Source organism: Scytonema hankhaensis NUACC26 (genome assembly GCF_045865695.1).
In the GTDB taxonomy this organism is placed as follows: domain Bacteria; phylum Cyanobacteriota; class Cyanobacteriia; order Cyanobacteriales; family Nostocaceae; genus Scytonema.
Genome location: NZ_BAACAP010000153.1, coordinates 1 through 19,730 on the forward strand (window position 1 = coordinate 1; position 19,730 = coordinate 19,730).

Genomic DNA, 19,730 nt, shown 5'->3' on the forward strand with positions numbered 1-19,730 from the left:
GTGCTGACGTGACTCAAGTTGCAAAGGGTATCGGTTTAGATTCGCGTATCGGTAACAAATTCTTGAATGCTGGTATTGGTTGGGGTGGTTCTTGTTTCCCCAAAGACGTTGCAGCACTCATTCACACTGCTGACGACTACGGTTATGAAGCTCAGTTAATGAAAGCAGCTGTCAGCGTTAACGAACGCCAACGTTTAATTGCAATTGAAAAACTACAGCAAGCTTTGAAAATTCTTAAGGGTAAATCTGTTGGATTGTTAGGTTTAACCTTTAAGCCCGATACAGACGATATGCGCGATGCACCCGCCCTCAATATTATCGAGCAGTTGAACCGTTTGGGTGCAAAAGTTAAAGCATATGACCCCATTGTTTCTCAAACTGGTATGCGTCATGGTTTGACTGGCGTGTTAGTAGAAACCGATGCGGAAAGACTTGCTGATGGTTGTGATGCTTTGGTGTTGGTTACTGAATGGGAACAATTCAAGAACTTAGATTACGCTAAAATGGCTACACTTATGAGCCATCCAGTAATGGTTGATGGTCGTAACTATCTCGATCCTGAGACAATGATTCGGGCTGGTTTCCAATATATTGGTGTTGGTCGGTAGATTTTGGATTTTGGATTTTGGATTTTGGATTGGAGCTAAAATCTTGGTACAAACAAGTTCAAAATGGTTAACAAACTGATGTTCTAGCTTTAGTTTTACCCCACCCTAACCCAATCCTTGTAGAGACGCGATTAATCGCGTCTCTACATCAACGGGAATTTTGAAATTCATATCTTGATTCAGCAACGCCGAAATTTTCGTTGGAATAAAACTTTAGTGCCATCAAATTGACTCATCTTGGGCGATCTCTCGATCGATCTGCTCGCGATTTTGCTCATAATAATCCCAAGCCGCACCCAGATCGGCTGCAGTCAAGCCAGGATAGTTTGCCAATAACTCCTTGTCCGGCGCACCCTGTTGACGATATGCCACTAGAGTCGATACCGGAATCCGCGTATTCCGAATCCGTGCTTGCCCGGAGCAAACTCCCGGTGTAATCTGAATCGGACTTTGCAACATCTGCACATAGGTCAAAGCTTGGTCAACTAGCTCCTCCGGCAGGGCTACAATTGCTTCGAGCAGTTGAGTCCTCTTACTCATGACAACAACAAAATTTTTTTCCTTATTTTATCGTAATACATATTTCCCTTTGGAAACGATGCACGCGCTACTTGTACTGTTTGTTGGGGGAGCGTATTTGTCTCAAAGATATAGGGAATCGGTATGAGCCATCAACTATATTTTTCAAAAAATCAGCAATTATCAAAGATTCTTGAGAAAAAGCAACTACTCCCTTCCCGCCAGAAGATTACCTAATTTAATGAACCGCAAAGACGCGTTCGCGTTCGCGAAGCGTGTGCCTTGCACATAGCGTGCCGACGAAGGAGGCATAGAGCACGAAGGAAGAAGAAAAAGAAGATAGGTCATCTTAGACCACCGAAGGGAGTATAATTTAGCTAGGAGGAAAACAATAATGCTGCAAACTATAGAAGGAATTTACAAAAACGGCAAAATCGAACTTGCCGAAACACCACAAGGCATTAGTGAAAGCCAAGTTTTTGTAACTTTCTTAGAAACAAAACCAACCCATTGGTCGGAAATTATTATGCAGTATCAAGGTGTAGCAGAGACTATAATTTTTGAGTCCTATCGAGATGAACTGCGATCGCCTAACGAAGTCGAATTTTAAGGATGAGTTATTTACTATATACTGAAAACAGCAGGTACTCCTATCGGTGCATGTGATGTACTGATTGCAGTAACAGCACTAACTCATCATCATATTCTGGTAACATCTAACGAGAGAGAATTTCAAAGAGTACCTAATTTGCAAATCGAGAATTGGCGTTCTTCTTAAATTACGCTCAAGCATGAGAAAGTGGAATGCGATCGCAAATTAATCACCTTGAATTCGATACCATCTGGAATTTAGGGCTTTCTAAGAGTTAATGCTAGCATCAAAGCAGTGAATTTAAAGGTGTTTATGACACTGACAATTGTGGCTGAAGCTGAACAAACGATTTTGAAGCTTGCTCTGTAAGTACCTTCAAACAGTTTGGCTGCAAAGGGCTATTAATGGTAAGTTTCAGTTTATCACTCTTAAACCTAGCAAGGAGTTTTCACATGAGCTTTAAACTGTACCAGCGTGTTGCCTTAAATCGTGACTTACCTGAATATGAATTAAAAAAAGGTGACGTAGCAACTTTAATTGATTTTGTTCCTCATCCTGCTAATAACGAAGAAGGATGTGTTTTAGAAGTGTTCAGTGCTACGGGTGAATCAATAGCTGTTGTTATTGTTCCCATCTCTGATATTAAACTACTGAGAAAAGATGAAGTTTTGAGTGTTCGCTCGTTGGTAGAAATTTACTAACAATTTATAAAACTTACACAACAACAGGAGGAAAAACGCATTCTATTATAAAATGGAAACATGAGTCAACCCTTCGGACTATGGACGGTGGATTTCACTCTAGTTAAAATAATATGTATTAAACGAGATGTACATCAAACGGGGCAGATGCTACAAAATAGCAAATATTCTACCCACTAATGGTTAATACAGCGTCAATTGGTAACAAGGATGGAGGAAATATGAACATAGAGCTTTCAGCAATAGATGCAAGCTATGTGAGAGAACTAGTGCAAAACGGCTACTTCAAAAGCGAAGGCGAAGCCGTATCCGTTGCTATTAGCTACACTAAAAAACTCTATGAAGTCAAAAAGCAAAGGCTTTTAGATGCGCTAGCGGAGGGTGATGAGGATATAGAAGCAGATAGAACTATACCCTATACTCCAACTCTCTTAGATGAGCTTCTAAGCGAAGCAAAAACAATTATATCCAGTGGTGAAAAAATAGATTACGATAGCAATGTCATCCCCTAATTACACGCTTAAACTCTCTACGAAAGCCAAGAAAGATATAGTAAATATCCTCGCCTACACATTAGGAACTTGGGGGGATGTACAAGTAGAAAAATACAAAGCAATCCTTGATAAAGGCTTACAGACAATAGAAACCTACCCAGAAATTGGTAAAAGCGATATACCTCCTTACCTCTACTTACAAGCAGGCGAACATTATATTTTCTATAAAATAAAGGGTAATAAAATAACTATATCCCGTGTCCTTCATAACAAGATGGACTTGAAAAAACACGTATAACACCCCCCGTGTTTCTTTAATTAAATTGAGATGCGCTAGCCCTGCTTGTTACCCATTCTGTAATGACGCTTTGACCGTTTTTGTATACACCAAACAATAGCGCCTACAGGAAGAGCGAAGATAACTCCAATTGCTACATGAAAAAGCACATCAAGAAAATTGTAGTAGGAGAGGTATGTAAGGGAGACAGCTAAAGGGCTGTCCGAGGAATTAGAGGGATTATCTTTGGCTAATTTAGTAATGATGTTTTTAACAGGTTCAGAAGCAACCTGAGAAGAAACACCGCTAACTGCTAAACCTGTAGAGACGACACTAATTAAAAGCTCCGATCTTTCTTGTCGTTTTTCAGCCGCTGTTTGCTGTACGCGATCGCTTTCGGCTTGTTCAATTTCTACAATACCTCGAATAGTAGCAATCATCTCCTCAAATAGTTGTTTGGCTGGGGTAAGGTAGCCTAAATCCACGCGAATTTGTTCCTTAATATTATATTCTGTGCGTTTGAGGAATTGTTCGCAAAATTCTAAATTATCCTGATTTTTGATACTGAGATCGTTGATTTTTGATAACCACAAACGATAGTTTTTAGCATTGACTTCTATTGTATTCCTTTGAAGTTTTAAATCTCGTAAGTAACAGGAATATTCAAAGCTGAGTTGTTGTATTTCCGTTAGCACAAATTTTAGTGTTTTTAGCCGTTCTTCTAGTTCATCCGGTAGGTTTTTGATATCTTTGACTTTAGCTTCTAATTGTGTGTAAAGCCGCCGTGCTTGATGATTGCACCAGCGAGCTTCGCGATAAGAGTAAATTATTTTAACACGACAACATAAAAGATTAATTAATGGATGATAGTAGTCACCTTTTTCTTCTAGCTTTTCAGTTTCAATGTCACAATTTAACCAGACTAAAACGTGACAAGAATTTGCTATACTGTCTTCTCCATTATCATATTCAAAGATAGGACTGCCCAAAAATTTTCCAGAAGCTGGTTCAGAAAGCAGCAGTTTTTCTGCTTCTGGTTGTGGGAGTAAAGCAGTAATACAAGCATCAGCGAATTCTTGATGATTTTTAACCTTACCAACTGGCTGGGCGAACAGTATCAACGTTTGTCCAAGAGAGGCTTGAATTTCACTGGGTAACAGACAACCTTGAGGATTTAAGCCACTCAACTGAGCAATTTCAACGTTAGGATATGGATATCGCAGCGTGATATCAATGGCATAAGAGTCGTGGATTTGTAAGGGATAGACTTCGCCCTTGAGGTGGAGTAAACTCCCGTTGGGAATTGCTGAAAAATGTAGTAAACGTTGCCCTTCTTCGTTTGGGGGTAATAGCTCTAGATAGTCATTGAGTTGGTTATTCAAGTCTAGTGAAACACCGATAGAGCCATTGCTACCTTGCAGGCGTTTCATTAAAGATTCGAGTCGGGGAATACCGAGTTTTTGACCAACTCGCTGACATTGCTCCCAGAGGAAATTGGCATTTTTCACTGGTTCTTGCAAACCCTGAGCTAAATTGTTACGCAGGTGAAAAGCATAAAGAGTCAATTTCGGGTTGGCGACTTTTCTAGAAGGGCTAGTATTGCTCATCAGTTGGAACTTGATGACTGGGAACTGCTAGAGGAAGAACTTTGCTGAATGCTATTTTGCAGATTTTGTTTGCTAGCTTTTTTGTCTGGAGGTTTAACACTCCCCTGTTGAGTTCCTGGTGTCCTTTTCTGAGAGAGTATACTATCAGACGACTCGCTAAGAAGTTCTAGCTGAGCTTCAAGAATTTGAGGGTGTTTTTGATACCAATCTGAAACAGCAATGGACAATTGCTCACTGTCATCTGGGAGGGGAGCAATTAATTGATCTAGCTCAACCCTGTTTTTAGGAGAAAACAGGGAAGGCTGATTGGTTAGAGGATCAGCTTGTCGCATTGTGGTGGTATTTTCGCCAAAATTTCATCAATGTGAAGAATCTTAGCTAATTCGCCCAGTCTTTTTTCTAGCTGATTTTGCCACTGAGATTGTTGCTCGTAGTAATCATCAATATATTCTTCAAAGAACCATTTTCGTAAGTTCTGGTAGTCTTGAGGGGTGGACTGCCACAGGAGAGGGGTTTGGGATTGAGAAGTGACAACAAAGGTGAGAAACTTGCCATCTACCATGTACCACTCCAAGATAGTGGTGTTCTCAGCAGTACGGGTGTAAACTTGCAAGGCGGCTTGGTAACAGGAGATTGCTGCTTCCAAATTTTCTGCCTTACCACCATAAATTCTCTCACTGTAAGCAAAACCCAGATTATTCTGAGTTATTGCCCAATCCTGGGGAAAAGCCTCACGGATGTAAACTTGCAAGGCGGCTTGGTAACTAGCGATCGCCGCTTCCAAGTTTTGTGCCTTCTCACCAAAAATTCTGTCACTGTAGGTTTCTCCCAAATTACGCTGCGTTATTGCCCAATCTTGAGGACAAGTTTCACGCTTAAAAACTTGCAACGCAGCTTGAAAACAGGCAATTGCTACTTCCAGATTTTGTGCTTTTTCCCCTCGGATTCTCTGAAAGTATGGTATTCCCAAATTATTCTGAGTTCTTGCCCAATCCTTGGGAAAAGCCTCACGGGTATAAACTTGTAACGCTGCTTGGTAACAGGCAATTGCTGCTTCCAAATTTTCTGCCTTCTCCCCGAGAATTCTATCTTTGTAAATATCCCCCAGATTATTCTGAATTATTACCCAATCCTTGGGAAAAGCCTCATAAGTGTAAACTTGCAGGGTTGCTTGGTAACAGGCGATCGCCGCTTCCAAGTTTTGTGCCTTCTCACCAGAAATTCTTTCACTGTAGGCTTTTCCCAGATTACTCTGAGTCATTGCCCACTCCTCTGGAAAAACCTTGCGAGTACGAACTTGCAAGGCTGCTTGGTAACAAGCGATCGCCAACTCTATATTCTCAGCCGCTTCCCCTTGGATTCTTTTACGATAGGCAGAACCCAAATTATGTTGCATTATTGCCAATAGGTGGGGAACAGCCGAATGGGTGAGGACTTCTAACGCGTTTTGGTAACAAGCAATAGCATTCTCCAAATTTTCTGCTATGTCACCTCGAATTCTCAGACTGTAAGCTAAACCCAGATCGCCTAGCGTGTGCGCCCAATCGGAGGCAGAAGCCTCACGGGTTCTGATTTGTAACGCGGCTTGGTAACAGGCAATAGCATTTTCCAAATTTTCTGCCTCATCCCCCCGGAGTCTTTGACAGTAGGCAGAACCCAGATTATTTGTAATTACTGCCCACATTTCTGGATGATCTTTACGGGTAAAGACTCTCAGTGCTACTTCATATCCACTTATAGCATTAGCGGTGATTACAGTTTGACTGCAAAGGGCTGTTGACGGGAAGTTTCAGTTTATCACTCTTAAACCTAACAAGGAGTCTTCACATGAACTTTGAACTGTACCAGCGTGTTGCCTTAAATCGTGATTTACCTGAATATGAATTAAAAAAAGGTGACGTAGCAACTTTAATTGATTTTGTTCCTCATCCTGCTAATAACGAAGAAGGATGTGTTTTAGAAGTGTTCAGTGCTACGGGTGAATCAATAGCTGTTGTTATCGTTCCCATATCTGATATTAAACTACTGAGAAAAGATGAAGTTTTGAGTGTTCGCTCGTTGGTAGAAATTTACTAACAACAGAAATTTATGCGGGTTTAGAACAAATCCAAATTGTTGTTGGCGGAACCAGTTGGCATACAGCATTGATAGGCAAACACTTATTAACCCAGGTTGCGGGTATTCCCACGAGCGTGCATTATGCCTTGGAATATCGTTACGCACCATCACCACCAACAGCGAATACTTTAACTATCGGCGTTACCCAATCAGGAGAAACGGCTGATACCCTAGCTGCTTTGGCAATGGAACAAGAACGCTGTCAGGATGAAGAAGCGAAGTATCAAGCCCGGTTGTTGGAGATCGCCATTGCAGTTGTAGAAAAAATTAGGCAAAATTAGAGCAGTAACCGTTCATAGGATTCCATGCGATCGCTTGTTGCATTTTCTGTATCGCAACTAACCGCCGTAAATCTTCTTTTCATAACCTATCCATTCTTTCTCCCGTAACAGATACTTTTGAATTTTACCAGTACTAGTTTTTGGCAAAGAAGTAAATTCAATCGTAGTAGGGCATTTAAAAGCAGCAATTTGATGGCGACAAAATTGAATTAATTCAAGTTCTGTAACTTGCGCCCTTTCTTTCAAGGTAACAAAGGCTTTTGGCACTTCACCACGTCTGGTATGAGGTACAGCAATAACCGCACACTCTAACACGGCTTCATGGCGATAAAGACATTGTTCAACTTCAATACTGGAGACATTTTCCCCATTAGTAATGATGATATCTTTCATACGATCGCGCACTTCAATATAACCGTCAGGGTGCATTACTGCTAAATCACCACTATGAAACCATCCTCCTCTAAATACCCTTTCGGTCGCTTCTGGGTCATTATAATAGCCTGTCATCACCATGTTTCCTCGCATCACCACCTCCCCCATTGTTTGCCCATCCGCCGGGACATCATTCATATTTCGATCTACAACTCGCAAACCATCTGCACCAATATAAGGTACACCTTGACGTGCTATGAGTTTTGCTTTTTCTGCGATCGTTAAATTGTCCCAATCTGATTGATATTCGCAAACTGTATAAGGACCATAAACTTCTGTCAAACCATAAACGTGAATAATTTTTGCGCCAATTTTAGTAATTTTTTCAATCAATGTTGGTGATGGTGGTGCGCCTGCTGTAGTTATAGTTAGAGGTTTTTCTAATAGTTGCGGACAGTCTGGATGATTGAAGAGAGAAATTAAAATTGCAGGTGCAGCGTTTAAATGAGTGACTCCTTTTTGTTGAATTAACTTCCAGATATTACCGGGGTTAAACTTACGCAAACAAATATGAGTACCACCAATAGCAGTTACCGCCCAAGTAAAACACCAACCATTGCAGTGAAACATGGGTAGAGTCCAGAGATAAATTGAGTTAGGTGTTAGTGTTGTTTCAATTATTTCTCCTAAAGAGTTAATATATGCGCCTCGATGAGAGTACATCACACCTTTGGGTTTACCAGAAGTTCCACTAGTGTAATTAATCGAAATTGTCTCCATTTCATCTGCAATTACCCAAGATAAAGGACTAGGTTTACCAGTTTGGAGAAATACTTCATAATCTTCACCATCTATAGGTTCAAATCCTTCTGCGTCATTGATATTGATTATATGTTTAATAGTTTCTAAACTATTTTGAATAGGTCGAATTATATTTGCTAACTCTGTGTCAACAAAGAGAAATTTAGCACCGCAATCATTCAAGATATAAGTGACTTCTGAGGAGGTCAAACGTGTATTAATAGATACTAAAATCCCCCCTGCCAAAGGCACAGCAAAATGGGCTTCTAGCATAGGTGGAGTATTGAAACAAAAAAAAGCGACGCGATCGCCTTTTTCAAGTCCAGCGTGACGCAGCGCTGAAGCCAGACAATTTATCCGATTTGCAAATTCGCCGTAAGTGAAGCGTTTTTGATTATATATAATCGCAACTTTATGACTGTAGACTTTAGTATTGCGTTGCAAAAAAGTTAGAGGTGTGAGAATGCTGCGATCGACTGCTTCAGAGTACATGGATAATACTAACAGTGAATCTTTACAAAGGAGTATATCATACTGTCATGCAGTGAATATCCGGCATTAAGCCGATAGCTTTATCAGTACGATTTGTTCAAGAGAATTGAAACATTTCGCAAAAAAAGTCAAAGAAGTGCGATCGGTTATTGCGGCACTACAGGCAATGCAAATTTTTGTATATAAGTGTTACTTTTATGACGCAATAAGTCGAATTTACCCCACCCTAACCCTCCCCGATGGATTGGGGAGGGAACAGAAATTTCATTTCCCCCCTTTTTCAAGGGGGGATTAAGGGGGGTAAATATAACTGATTTTGTTACAAAACTTTAACTTTCAATTTCTTCTACCAGACTTCGTGAAGGAGTGATACAAATATCCTGGTAGGGGCGCAATGCCTTAATTTTTGAATTAGCAAACCATCGTTTAATATCCTTAATAGTTTCTTGCTTGACTTCAGTTAATGAGCGAGTTTTACCTAACTCTCTGACCTCTACGAGGGATTACTGCTTGAGGAGGTTTTTTTACGCAAAGTTTGGTTGCGCTAAATCGACAAACAACTCTCTGAGTACCCATTTTAGTTTAAAAGGGTTGTCGGTAATTGTTCAACAATCTTTTTCAAGGATAGCTCTAATTTTATCGTGATACAATTTAAAAGTTAGCTTGCTTACTTGCTACCACAAATCGATATGGTTTTATTGGATCACTTTCATCCTCCCTTAAGTATGCGTCGGCATTGGCACGCTTTTCATAATGCTTGGGCAACTTATATTTCCTCAGACTTAAACCAACGTCTTCCACAAGGTTATTTTGCAGAACCTAATGTACAGTTTAGCATTGAAATTGATGTTGCCACGTTTGAAGAATTAGGAAATGGTGAAGTTGATTTACCGCTTGATGCTCAGTCCCCATGGAAACCACCAAGCCCATCACAAACTATATCCTTTCAGCCTACTAGTGAAGCAGTTGAAATTAGCATTTTTAACACTGAAGCAGGTCCAATTTTAGCAGGAGCAATTGAGCTTGTAAGTCCAGCTAATAAAGATCGATTAAGCCATCAGAAAGCATTCGTTACAAAATGTCAAACTTACCTTCAACAAGGTGTTGGACTTGTAGCGATTGATGTGGTTACTACCAGAAATGCCAATTTACATGATGCATTGATAACTCAATTACGTCCGTCTCCTCAAAATTCAAGCGATAGTACAATTTCTTCTCGTAACTCAACCTTGTATGCGGTCGCTTACAGAGTTGTGGAACGTTCTGAGGAATCGAGCTTGGATATTTGGTACGAAAGTTTTAATATTGGTGATTCGCTACCAACTTTACCTCTTTGGTTGCGTGGCGGGTTTTGCTTACCTGTTGATTTAGATGCAACTTACGATCGCACTTGTCGCGAACAGCGAATTCTCTTCGACCGAGTGTAAAAACTCCTCCAAATGCTTCGCGATCGACATTTCAATGACTATAACCAGTCGAGATTGCTAGGAGAGGCTTTATTTGATATTCTATTTGATGATATAATAGAACACAACTTTTTAGTAACAGGCAACATTATACCAGTATGAAAACTGTATCTATGGAATTTCCAGAAAGCGTTTTTTCTGCTCTCAGAAAAGAGCCAAATGAATTTGCTCAACAAATGAGAATAGCTGCTGCTGTCAAATGGTATGAACTTGGAGAAATTTCTCAAGGAAAAGCAGCAGAAATTGCTGGTTTAAATAGAGCGGATTTTATAAATATTCTCCTTTTCTATAAGGTTTCTCCTTTTCAATATACTTCTCAAGAATTAGCTGAAGAAATTGCTTCTTTCGATGAATAAAGTTGTTATCAATACTTCTCCTTTAATTGTCTTATTTAAAAGTCAACTTGTCTACTTGCTACCACAATTATTTACTGAAATCATTATTCCATCAGGGGTTTGGGATGAAATCGTTAAAACAGGAAAAACTGATATAGCATCACAACAATTACCGAATGCTTCTTGGGCAAAGCAAATTCCTTCCCCCAGTATCTCATCTTTAATTCTAGCTTGGGGATTAGATCGCGGAGAATCTGAAGTTCTAAACTTTGCTCTAGAAAATCTCAATTATAGGGCAATTATTGATGATGCTACTGCCAGACGGGTAGCTAAAACCTTAAATATTCCATTTATGGGCACTCTAGGAATGCTTATCCTAGCAAAGCAAAAAGGTTTAATTCCAGAGATTTCAGAACCCATTCAAGCCATACAAGATGCTGGTTTATGGCTATCTGATGATTTAATTCAGTTTTTTAAAAAACAAGCAGGAGAATAAAAATTGAAATATTAGAACTTTTTGTACTGGAATACCATAAGTTAATTCATGAAACAATCTGTTTTTTCTCTCTCATGACCCATTTCGCTCGCTCGCCTTAGCAATACTAGTCAAGGCAATTACATCCATACAACTGACTGGTACGCTATAAGCGATCGTGAATAATTTTTTGCTTGATTTTCGATATATCTTTGTATCATTCAGAGCCAGGGCGCGGGAAACCAGCCTGCAGGACTGGACTCACCACTTGCTATCTCAAGCGCGGAGATCTCCAAAATCTAAAATCTAAAATTGAAACAATTCGTAAAAAAAGTCAAAGAAATGGATAAATGGCGATCGTGGCAATTCTTTGTTGGTAGTGAGAGAATACGTGTAAGTAAAAACCATAGGCTTGATGGTACATTATCAACATCATGGGCAATACCTTTGGGCATTTGTTTCGCGTAACTACTTTTGGTGAATCCCACGGGGGCGGTGTGGGAGTCGTTATAGATGGTTGTCCTCCACGACTGGAAATTTCTACAGAGGAAATTCAAGTAGAACTCGACAGGCGGCGTCCCGGACAAAGTAAGATTACTACTCCTCGCAAGGAAGCGGACTCTTGTGAGATTTTATCTGGAGTGTTTGAGGGTAAAACTCTGGGAACGCCAATCGGAATTTTGGTGCGGAACAAAGATACCCGCTCTCAAGATTACGATGAGATGGCTGTTAAGTATCGTCCGTCTCACGCCGATGCAACTTACGATGCAAAATATGGCATCCGCAATTGGCAAGGTGGAGGTCGATCTTCAGCACGAGAAACGATTGGACGAGTCGCTGCAGGTGCGATCGCGAAAAAAGTTCTCCGTCAAGTCGCTAACGTGGAAGTAATAGGTTATGTCAAGCGCATCAAAGATTTAGAAGGTGCCATCGATCCAAACTCTGTTACCTTAGACCAAGTTGAGAGTAACATCGTTCGTTGTCCTGATGCTGAATGTGCAGAACGGATGATTGAACTGATCGAACAAACGGGGAGACAAGGAGATTCCATTGGTGGCGTGGTGGAATGCGTAGCAAGAAATGTACCTAAAGGTTTGGGCGATCCAGTTTTTGATAAGTTGGAAGCCGAGCTTGCTAAAGCTGTGATGTCTCTTCCCGCTAGCAAAGGATTCTGGTTTTGCAGGGACGTTGTTAACGGGGTTTGAACATAACGACGAATTTTATATTGATGAAAACGGTGAAATCCGCACCACTACAAACTATTCTGGGGGAATTCAAGGTGGGATTTCTAACGGTGAGAATATTATCTTACGTGTTGCCTTTAAACCAACAGCAACTATTAGAAAAGAACAAAAAACTGTTACTAATGAAGGAGAAGAGACAGTTTTAGCAGGCAAAGGACGCCACGATCCTTGTGTGTTACCTCGTGCTGTACCTATGGTAGAAGCAATGGTGGCAATTGTACTGTGCGATCGCTTGTTGCAGCATTACGGGCAGTGCAAAGTTTTGTAGATAAGGTTTGGTTTGTATTACACATAAGTCGAATTTACCCCACCCTAACCCTCCCCTTAGTAAGGGGAGGGAACTTGATTTTCCGTTTCCCCCCAATCCATCGGAAGGACTAAGGGAACTTGATTTTCCGTTTCCCCCCTTTCCAAGGGGGGACTAAGGGGGGTGAATTTGACTTTTATGAGAGGGAATCTTACAGATCGCAAAATCCAAAATCCTATAACTCTACCATTTTAATGTCAGTGCTGCTATAGTAGCATTAGTAACAAAATTATAAAGTATATTGTACTAGATATTAATATGGAAGAAGAGTTTCAGAATCGGGTCAAACGCTTTACAGAATTGAAATATAAATATAAAGCAACTTCATATCAAGATTCAGCCCCTTCTAGCTTACTGTATCTGATTTTGCAAAAACTAGATTTAGGAATTAAACTCACGCAAGTAGAGTTGAATTGGTTAAAAGAGCACAAGCTTATTGAAACTGTAGAATATATTTTGCAAGAGGAACAGCGTAAAGCAGAAGAAATCATAAAACTGGAAAACGAATTTTATCATCTCAAGTCTCAGTACAAAATTCCCAACTACTGGAATAGTTTTAAGAACGATATTTCAAATCCTTTGTTTGCCATTCTATGGAAACTCAACTCAGAAAACAAGTTGAGCTTTGAAGAAATTGAATGGTTAAAGGCAAATCAGCTTTTTGCTACAGTTATAATGATTGAAGAAATGGAATTGCAACAGCAGTTCATTGCGTTAAAAGAGAAATACCACGCTACCAAGCATTATGACTCATCTCCCTATAATCCATTACACACAATTTTGAAAAAACTAGACACGAAAATACGGCTAGAAGATATTGAATTTGAATGGTTGATGAATAATGGATTGGCTGAAACTATCGCAATTGTTAAGCAACAAGAAGCAGAAAGAGAAGCTCTATTTGCACAACTTAAGGAAAAGTACCGTGCGAATAAATATCTAGATATTTCCCCAGGAAGTTTTTTGTATGTTATTTTACAAAAACTTGATGCCGATGAAGACTTGATTTACTCAGAAGTGAATTGGTTGGAACAGCATGGCTTAACTGAAACGATCGCTATAGCTCATGAATTAGAAAAACAACGAGAGTTTGCTATTTTAAAAAATAAGTATAAAGCAGAGCAGATTGATGAAGTTTTAACCTCTAGTCAATTATATAATGTTTTAAAATTAATTGATACAGATAATGCTTTGCAAGAAGACAATATCGAGTTTTTGAAAGCTCGCCAACTTTATGAAACTATTGCCATTGCTAATGAAAGGTATGCTCGCAGTCTCAAATCTAGAGTCACATTAGGATGGACTTTAGAACATTCAGAAATTGAATGGTTGGTTAATAATAATCGTCATGACATTATTAATTTTGCCCAGCAGCATCATTTTATAGAATTAAAGAGAAAGTTTGGTATTTCAGACTCAAAGAATCAATTACCTTTTGAAATATTTTACAAAATTCTGTTAAAACTTGAGTCAAAGGAGCGTTTAGATACAATATCAGTAGCACATCTTGTAGAGAGAGACCTTTTATCCAATTCAGGGAAGATAGCGACTGCATATTACACGATAGAAGCAGAATTTTACGAACAAGAATTCGATCGCACTCAGGAACCAGCGCATATTGCGACTGCTAGCAATTCCTGGCGTAAAGCTGGCGATCCTCAACGAGCATTGAATCTACTTACAAACATAGAGTTAGAAAAAATACCAGAAAACTCTATTAAATCAGATATTTTAGTGGTTCGAGGTAATGCTTTTCGAGATATCTTTGATTTAATCAATGCAGAAAATTCTGCTAAAAGAGCAATAGAGTATTATTACAAAAACTATCAAGCTCAGATTTTGATAGGAATTATTTATTACGATAGAGGTCATTATTTACAGGGCGATTACTTTTTTGAGAAAGCAATGACTCTTGGAGCGAGAATCGAAGAAATAGATGATGAAATCAAGCAAGTTTTGAAAAAAATAGCTAGCGAACATCACCGACAGAACACTGTGAACTACTTACTCAAAAAAGATATAGAGCGTTATGCCTGGGTAAAATTTTATCAAAAGAGGGTGAGGGACAAGGGTATAAAATAAAAGAGTTGTCAAAAGGGTGCATTTCATGGATTTTGTGATGGTTTTAGGCTTACTGGCTGCAACGATTACAACATTTTCCTTCTTTCCACAAGTGTTGAAAACCTGGCAAACAAAATCAGCAAAAGATGTTTCTTATCTTATGTTGATTTCTTTCAACACAGGGGTATTCTTATGGGTGCTCTACGGCATTGCTCTCAAATCCTTGCCGATTATTCTTGCTAACAGCGTGACTTTAGTTTTTAACCTGATAATTCTATGGCTTAAAATTAAATATAGATAAACCTGTTATTAACAAAATACCTGTGACATCTTCTGTATTTTCTGCCGAACGCCTTTTATTTGAACGAGCTACTTCCGATCCGGACGCTATCCCTACTCTATTTGCTTTTCCAAACGAGTATAGTGTGGGCATTACAAGTTTAGGATATCAAGTGGTGTGGGCGACTCTGGCTATGCGATCGGATGTACAGGTGAGTCGTTTATTCACTGATACTCGCGAACAACTTCCTAGAAATCCTGAGTTAGTGGGGTTTTCAATGTCCTGGGAGTTGGATTATGTCAATATCTTAAACCTCCTCGAATCTCTGTCAATCCCCATTAGAGCAAATTTGAGGAGCGATCGCGACCCTATTGTTTTTGGTGGTGGTCCCGTACTTACAGCCAACCCCGAACCTTTCGCCAATTTCTTTGATGTCATCTTACTAGGGGATGGTGAAAATTTACTCTTGAATTTTATTGACGCATATAAAGAAGTTAGAAACGCCGATAGACAAACCCAGCTTAAAGCTTTGGCACAAGTTCCTGGGGTGTACGTTCCTAGCTTGTACGAAGTGGAATATCATTCCTCAGATGGGACAATCAAATCCATTAAACCCATTTCTACAGAAGTTCCCAGCACTGTGTACAAGCAAACTTATCGGGGAAATGTTCTCTCAGCATCCACAGTCGTTACAGAAAAAGCAGCTTGGGAAAACATATACATGGTAGAAGTGGTCAGAAGTTGTCCTGAAATGTGCCGTTTCTGTTTGGCTAGTTATCTCACACTCCCTTTTAGAACTGCTAGTCTAGAAAGCTCGTTAATTCCAGCAATTGAAAAAGGGTTATCAGTGACTAACCGCTTGGGATTGCTTGGGGCTTCGGTGACTCAACATCCTGAGTTTGAGACTTTGTTAGATTACATCAGTCAGCCAAAGTACGATGACGTGCGCCTCAGTATTGCTTCAGTCCGAACTAATACAGTGACAGTACAGCTAGCACAAACTTTAGCCAAACGAGACACAAAATCGCTGACTATTGCCGTGGAAAGTGGTTCTGAAAAAGTGCGACGTATTGTAAATAAAAAGTTGCAAAATGACGAAATTGTGCAGGCAGCAATTAATGCCAAAGCCGGAGGATTATCGAGTTTAAAACTTTATGGGATGGTAGGAATTCCCGGTGAAGAACCAGAAGATTTGGATGCAACAGTCGCGATGATGCGGGAAATCAAAAAAGCGGCTCCAGGATTGCGGCTGACTTTGGGGTGTAGTACATTTGTGCCGAAATCACACACCCCCTTCCAATGGTTTGGAGTTAATCCTCAAGCAGAAAAACGACTCCAGTTTTTACAAAAGCAATTTAGATCGCAAGGGATTGATTTTCGCCCGGAAAGCTACAACTGGTCGATAATTCAAACTTTGTTGTCGAGAGGCGATCGCCGACTTTCCGATTTGCTGGAACTCACGCGAACTTTTGGAGATTCGTTAGGTAGCTACAAGCGTGCTTTCAAACAACTGAAGGGGAAAATTCCTGACCTAGATTTTTACGTTCATGCCAACTGGTCAACAGAGCAAGTACTCCCTTGGAATCACTTGCAAGGACCACTGCCTCAGTCTACATTATTGAAGCATCTGGAAGAAGCGACTGGTTATTTCCAATCATCCCAAAAAGAACTAGTAGAGCACGGCGTCAATCAAGCAACCATTAGTAACAGATAAAAAGCTTCGAAAATTCTGCTAACGAAAGGAAAAAATTCCTATTTTAGGCAACTTGGACTTGAAAAGATTGCCCAACTGTTTTTGGTTCTGGCAAAGGTTCACCGATTTCTATAGATGTTTCAATTAACATTTCTAGAACTTCTCTAGCATTTTTCAGCGCTTCTTCGTAGGTATTGCCATGAGTATGGCAGAACTCTCCCCATTCGGGAAAACTAACGACATAACAGTTATCTTCATTAGACCATTGAATGACTATCGTGTAGTGAGAATTCATTCTTGTTCTTCCTCTTGCTGAGCTTTTCTAATTGTTTCTACCTTTTCAATTGCATTCTTAACGTCTTTTTCCTGATAAGATCTAGCATCATCTCCATCTTTGCCTGATAAAGTAACTCTACCTAACAGTAAAGGATGAAACCAGTTGGTGTGACTGCCTTTCCCAGGTTTATATGTAAATCCTGCTTGTAGTAACAGGCTTTTTAGTTCTCTGATTTTTTTTGGCATACACTCAAATTATATTCTTATCCAATACTGCAAGTCACTGAGTTAATGCAAACAACAGCCGAGTATTATTGTGCCTTTTGTGGCGAACCAAACACCACTTTTGTAGACCTGAGCGCAGGTGGACAGCAATCTTATGTAGAAGACTGCCAAGTTTGCTGCCATCCGAATATTCTGTACGTGCGGGTAGATGAAGGTACTCTTGATGTAGAAATAGATACAGAGTATGAAGAATAAGAGCAAGTCACAGAAGTGGTAAAGTTTAATAAATAAGGATTTCTTTGTGCTATTTAAGGGATTATAAGGAGTGTTGTAACGCACGTTGAAAAATACACATGGTCACACCAAAGCAAGTCATTAGTACTTGGGTTGATGCCCTGAACGCTCGCGATGCAGATGCAGCCGCCGCACTTTATCATGACGACGCCGCGAACATTCAGGTTGCCATTGGGACTCCTCTTGAAGGAAAAAGCGCTATTCATGAGGATTTTGTCAACTTTTTTCGTTCAACGCCAGATACCTACACTCACATCGAAAACTTATTTGAGGATGGGGAGTGGGCGATTCTAGAGTGGTCTGGTGGTGGAACGTTTCTTGGGAATGGGAGCGAATCAAACACTGTAGGGAAAAAGTACACTTTAAGAGGTTGTGGTTTCTTCCATGTCGTAGATGGAAAAATCCGCTTTCAACGTGGTTACTGGGACAAGCTTACTTGGTTTAGGCAAGTTGGACTGACAATTGACTAAAGCAATTAGGCAGATATTGAGCCAAGCTGACTCGAGCGATCGATTGCTGAGTTAAGCGGCGAAAGCTGATGAAAACTCTTGAAATCCTAAAAAAGAACGTGAGTCAAGCTAAGTAGATTTTCTTAACACAAAAATTATTTACTAGGATTTTTTCTTAAAGAAAGTATAAACATCCAGGACATTACGCCGTTCTGGATTTTTTTTATTTGATAATAATTAAAGATTTGCATCCGTTAAAACACTGAAGTCAAATACCTCTTTCACAAAACTGTTGCGGATTTTACTGTTTCTAGTTGGAAAAATATGAAGTTATTTGAAAGTTTGTCGAAACACGTGAGTATATTTAGACTAACATTAGTAGCGCTCGTAACGTTATTAGTGCCGATATTGGATGCCAAAGCGCAAGACAAGATCGCAAGACAAACAGAACTGACAAATAACTCAACCAATTTTCCAGCGTTACCAGCTCAAGAAAAAGTTTGTCCGTCTTCTAGATTGCTACCAAAACGTAGTTTTGAAACCGACAAATATTTGGTGTATATTTGTCGGGGAGAAAAGGCAGGTTCTCTTGGATACTACGTTCGGGTTTCCAAAACAGAAGGCGGTAAAACAACCATACCTGTGACTCAAGCAAATGGGGAAACTTATGTTGCTATTAAAGACGAATTAGCACACGCCATAAATCCTTACGAGCTTATAGTCATTAAAAGAGGTCGTCTCATTCTCAAAGAGAAAGTCAGAAGTGCATTTAAAGCTGACGGTCAACCTTTAACAGTGACCAGTGACCACTAACCCCTACCCTCTACCCCCTAACCCCTAATTATCCTTATTCTTCAAAGCTTGTCGAGAAGCCCATTGTAGGAGGCTAGGAAATAATTTATTGAATCCTTGGGAAACATTTGCCGAGCCTACTAATACCTCAGATTTCTGGTGGTGAACGGCATCCCAAATAGCGTTGGCTACATCTTCAGGCTTCTCCACACCAGGGAATTTTAAGATGTTTTCTAGTTGTTCTCGACGACTTTGAGCATCCTGTTCGTCATTTCCACGAAAAACAGTTCTCTCCATTAAGCTACTTTTAATTAAATTTGGGTAAATACCGCAAACGTGAATACCCTTGGGTTTTAACTCGGCGTGTAATGATTCCGTTAAGCCTGTAACAGCAAATTTACTAGTACAGTAGGGAACGACGTAGGGTGTTGCAGCTTTGCCACCAATAGAACTGAGATTCACGATAGTTCCTTTTTTTCGTTGGAGAAAATGAGGCAAAAGCGCATTAATTGTATGAATATATCCCCACAAATTGAGATCTATAATATCGTGCCAATCGCTTAGTGAAAAAGCTTCTACAGGTCCTTCTGCAAATCTACCTGCATTATTTATCAATACATCAATAAAACCAAAACGATCCAATGCTTTTTCCACTAATGTATTGACTTGTGATGGATCTGTCACATCACAAGAAACTATGAGTGGTGCTTGGTGACCTAGGGTTTGTATTTCTTGCGCCACGCTTTCTAAAAGCTCAATACGACGTGCAGTCAGTACGAGATCGTATCCTTTGCGAGCAAACAGCAGTGCGGTTGCTTTTCCTATACCTTGAGAACCACCTGTAATCAGTACTGTGGGAGCCATACTCTCTGTTAATAAACTCTATTTACTGTCTCTTAGTGTGAGCAACAAAATTTTAGAAACCTTCCGACTCGCGTTAGATATTTCCCAAGGCTCCTCTGTTCCTA

23 protein-coding genes and 3 pseudogenes are annotated in these 19,730 nt (G+C 39.9%); 18 read left to right on the forward strand and 8 right to left on the reverse strand.

Features of this window, described 5'->3' with window-relative positions:
* Window positions 1–608: UDP binding domain-containing protein (locus ACKTT2_RS11190; RefSeq protein WP_407886703.1), on the forward strand; the 608-nt coding region annotated here is incomplete at its 5' end.
* 222 nt (window positions 609–830) lie between these two features.
* On the opposite strand, the gene ACKTT2_RS11195 is transcribed toward ACKTT2_RS11190, so the two are convergent.
* Window positions 831–1,148, reverse strand: coding sequence for a DUF433 domain-containing protein (locus ACKTT2_RS11195; protein WP_407886705.1), 318 nt, complete (start codon window positions 1,146–1,148; stop codon window positions 831–833).
* A gap of 373 nt (window positions 1,149–1,521) precedes the next feature.
* Between ACKTT2_RS11195 and ACKTT2_RS11200 the strand changes: the two genes are divergently transcribed.
* The 5 genes and pseudogenes from ACKTT2_RS11200 to ACKTT2_RS11220 all read left to right on the forward strand — a co-directional run bounded on the left by ACKTT2_RS11200 (window position 1,522) and on the right by ACKTT2_RS11220 (window position 3,212).
* Window positions 1,522–1,737, forward strand: coding sequence for a hypothetical protein (locus ACKTT2_RS11200; protein ID WP_407886707.1), 216 nt, complete (start codon window positions 1,522–1,524; stop codon window positions 1,735–1,737).
* A 21-nt stretch (window positions 1,738–1,758) separates the two neighbouring features.
* A pseudogene (locus tag ACKTT2_RS11205) lies at window positions 1,759–1,905 on the forward strand (type II toxin-antitoxin system VapC family toxin); the annotation flags it as partial.
* 266 nt (window positions 1,906–2,171) lie between these two features.
* Window positions 2,172–2,420, forward strand: a complete 249-nt coding sequence (locus ACKTT2_RS11210; RefSeq protein WP_407886709.1) for a DUF4926 domain-containing protein — start codon at window positions 2,172–2,174, stop codon at window positions 2,418–2,420.
* Between the two features lie 221 nt (window positions 2,421–2,641).
* On the forward strand, window positions 2,642–2,932 hold the full coding sequence (locus tag ACKTT2_RS11215; RefSeq protein ID WP_407886711.1) for a hypothetical protein: 291 nt from the start codon (window positions 2,642–2,644) through the stop codon (window positions 2,930–2,932).
* Complete coding sequence (locus ACKTT2_RS11220; protein WP_407886713.1) at window positions 2,919–3,212, forward strand: type II toxin-antitoxin system RelE/ParE family toxin; 294 nt, start codon at window positions 2,919–2,921, stop codon at window positions 3,210–3,212. Before ACKTT2_RS11215 ends, ACKTT2_RS11220 begins: the two co-directional genes overlap by 14 nt.
* Window positions 3,213–3,247: 35 nt before the next feature.
* Here ACKTT2_RS11220 and ACKTT2_RS11225 read toward each other — a convergent pair whose 3' ends face one another.
* From ACKTT2_RS11225 to ACKTT2_RS11235, 3 genes are read right to left on the reverse strand one after another with little or no spacing between them, the layout of a single operon-like run.
* Window positions 3,248–4,798, reverse strand: a complete 1,551-nt coding sequence (locus ACKTT2_RS11225) for a hypothetical protein (protein WP_407886715.1) — start codon at window positions 4,796–4,798, stop codon at window positions 3,248–3,250.
* Window positions 4,798–5,130 carry a hypothetical protein gene (locus ACKTT2_RS11230; RefSeq protein ID WP_407886717.1) on the reverse strand — a complete coding sequence of 111 codons (333 nt, stop codon included), beginning with the start codon at window positions 5,128–5,130 and terminating at the stop codon, window positions 4,798–4,800. Before ACKTT2_RS11230 ends, ACKTT2_RS11225 begins: the two co-directional genes overlap by 1 nt.
* Window positions 5,109–6,482 (reverse strand): tetratricopeptide repeat protein, encoded by a 1,374-nt coding sequence (locus ACKTT2_RS11235; protein ID WP_407886719.1) that lies wholly within the window; start codon window positions 6,480–6,482, stop codon window positions 5,109–5,111. The genes ACKTT2_RS11230 and ACKTT2_RS11235 overlap by 22 nt, the downstream gene beginning before the upstream one ends.
* Before the next feature lie 143 nt (window positions 6,483–6,625).
* On the opposite strand from ACKTT2_RS11235, the gene ACKTT2_RS11240 reads away from it, so the two are divergent.
* Both ACKTT2_RS11240 and ACKTT2_RS11245 read left to right on the forward strand, forming a co-directional pair.
* Window positions 6,626–6,874, forward strand: coding sequence for a DUF4926 domain-containing protein (locus ACKTT2_RS11240; protein ID WP_407886721.1), 249 nt, complete (start codon window positions 6,626–6,628; stop codon window positions 6,872–6,874).
* Window positions 6,871–7,161 (forward strand): annotated as a pseudogene (locus tag ACKTT2_RS11245) (SIS domain-containing protein); the annotation flags it as partial. The gene ACKTT2_RS11240 and the pseudogene ACKTT2_RS11245, both read left to right, overlap by 4 nt.
* A 93-nt stretch (window positions 7,162–7,254) precedes the next feature.
* Here the strand turns inward: ACKTT2_RS11245 and ACKTT2_RS11250 are convergent.
* Window positions 7,255–8,865, reverse strand: a complete 1,611-nt coding sequence (locus tag ACKTT2_RS11250) for an acyl--CoA ligase family protein (protein WP_407886723.1) — start codon at window positions 8,863–8,865, stop codon at window positions 7,255–7,257.
* Between the two features lie 689 nt (window positions 8,866–9,554).
* Here ACKTT2_RS11250 and ACKTT2_RS11255 point away from each other — a divergent pair.
* The 7 genes and pseudogenes from ACKTT2_RS11255 (at window position 9,555) to ACKTT2_RS11285 (ending at window position 16,747) form a co-directional block, all read left to right on the forward strand.
* Complete coding sequence (locus ACKTT2_RS11255) at window positions 9,555–10,292, forward strand: DUF4058 family protein (RefSeq protein ID WP_407886725.1); 738 nt, start codon at window positions 9,555–9,557, stop codon at window positions 10,290–10,292.
* A 137-nt stretch (window positions 10,293–10,429) separates the two neighbouring features.
* Window positions 10,430–10,687 (forward strand): UPF0175 family protein, encoded by a 258-nt coding sequence (locus tag ACKTT2_RS11260; protein WP_407886727.1) that lies wholly within the window; start codon window positions 10,430–10,432, stop codon window positions 10,685–10,687.
* Window positions 10,680–11,162, forward strand: a complete 483-nt coding sequence (locus ACKTT2_RS11265; RefSeq protein ID WP_407886729.1) for a PIN domain-containing protein — start codon at window positions 10,680–10,682, stop codon at window positions 11,160–11,162. The genes ACKTT2_RS11260 and ACKTT2_RS11265 overlap by 8 nt, the downstream gene beginning before the upstream one ends.
* Before the next feature lie 413 nt (window positions 11,163–11,575).
* Window positions 11,576–12,653: pseudogene (gene aroC, locus ACKTT2_RS11270) on the forward strand (chorismate synthase).
* 297 nt (window positions 12,654–12,950) lie between these two features.
* Window positions 12,951–14,774 (forward strand): hypothetical protein, encoded by a 1,824-nt coding sequence (locus ACKTT2_RS11275; RefSeq protein WP_407886731.1) that lies wholly within the window; start codon window positions 12,951–12,953, stop codon window positions 14,772–14,774.
* A 25-nt stretch (window positions 14,775–14,799) separates the two neighbouring features.
* On the forward strand, window positions 14,800–15,054 hold the full coding sequence (locus ACKTT2_RS11280; RefSeq protein WP_407886733.1) for a SemiSWEET transporter: 255 nt from the start codon (window positions 14,800–14,802) through the stop codon (window positions 15,052–15,054).
* A gap of 22 nt (window positions 15,055–15,076) precedes the next feature.
* The gene (locus tag ACKTT2_RS11285) at window positions 15,077–16,747 is read left to right on the forward strand and encodes a B12-binding domain-containing radical SAM protein (RefSeq protein WP_407886735.1); all 1,671 of its coding nucleotides are present in this window, start codon (window positions 15,077–15,079) and stop codon (window positions 16,745–16,747) included.
* Window positions 16,748–16,790: 43 nt separating this feature from the next.
* Here the strand turns inward: ACKTT2_RS11285 and ACKTT2_RS11290 are convergent, their stop codons facing one another.
* Together ACKTT2_RS11290 and ACKTT2_RS11295 are read right to left on the reverse strand one after the other, a co-directional pair.
* On the reverse strand, window positions 16,791–17,021 hold the full coding sequence (locus tag ACKTT2_RS11290; protein WP_407886737.1) for a type II toxin-antitoxin system HicB family antitoxin: 231 nt from the start codon (window positions 17,019–17,021) through the stop codon (window positions 16,791–16,793).
* Window positions 17,018–17,248, reverse strand: a complete 231-nt coding sequence (locus ACKTT2_RS11295; RefSeq protein ID WP_407886739.1) for a type II toxin-antitoxin system HicA family toxin — start codon at window positions 17,246–17,248, stop codon at window positions 17,018–17,020. The genes ACKTT2_RS11290 and ACKTT2_RS11295 overlap by 4 nt, the downstream gene beginning before the upstream one ends.
* A 45-nt stretch (window positions 17,249–17,293) precedes the next feature.
* Between ACKTT2_RS11295 and ACKTT2_RS11300 the strand changes: the two genes are divergently transcribed.
* From ACKTT2_RS11300 to ACKTT2_RS11310, 3 genes are all read left to right on the forward strand, one after another.
* A complete protein-coding gene (locus tag ACKTT2_RS11300; protein ID WP_407886741.1) occupies window positions 17,294–17,482 on the forward strand; it encodes a CPXCG motif-containing cysteine-rich protein in 189 nt (62 codons plus the stop codon).
* A gap of 98 nt (window positions 17,483–17,580) precedes the next feature.
* Complete coding sequence (locus tag ACKTT2_RS11305) at window positions 17,581–17,991, forward strand: nuclear transport factor 2 family protein (RefSeq protein WP_407886743.1); 411 nt, start codon at window positions 17,581–17,583, stop codon at window positions 17,989–17,991.
* Window positions 17,992–18,324: 333 nt separating this feature from the next.
* Entirely contained in the window at window positions 18,325–18,783 is a 459-nt protein-coding gene (locus ACKTT2_RS11310; RefSeq protein WP_407886745.1) for a hypothetical protein, read from the forward strand.
* Between the two features lie 24 nt (window positions 18,784–18,807).
* On the opposite strand, the gene ACKTT2_RS11315 is transcribed toward ACKTT2_RS11310, so the two are convergent.
* A complete protein-coding gene (locus tag ACKTT2_RS11315; protein WP_407886747.1) occupies window positions 18,808–19,626 on the reverse strand; it encodes an SDR family NAD(P)-dependent oxidoreductase in 819 nt (272 codons plus the stop codon).
* Window positions 19,627–19,730 lie beyond the last annotated feature (104 nt).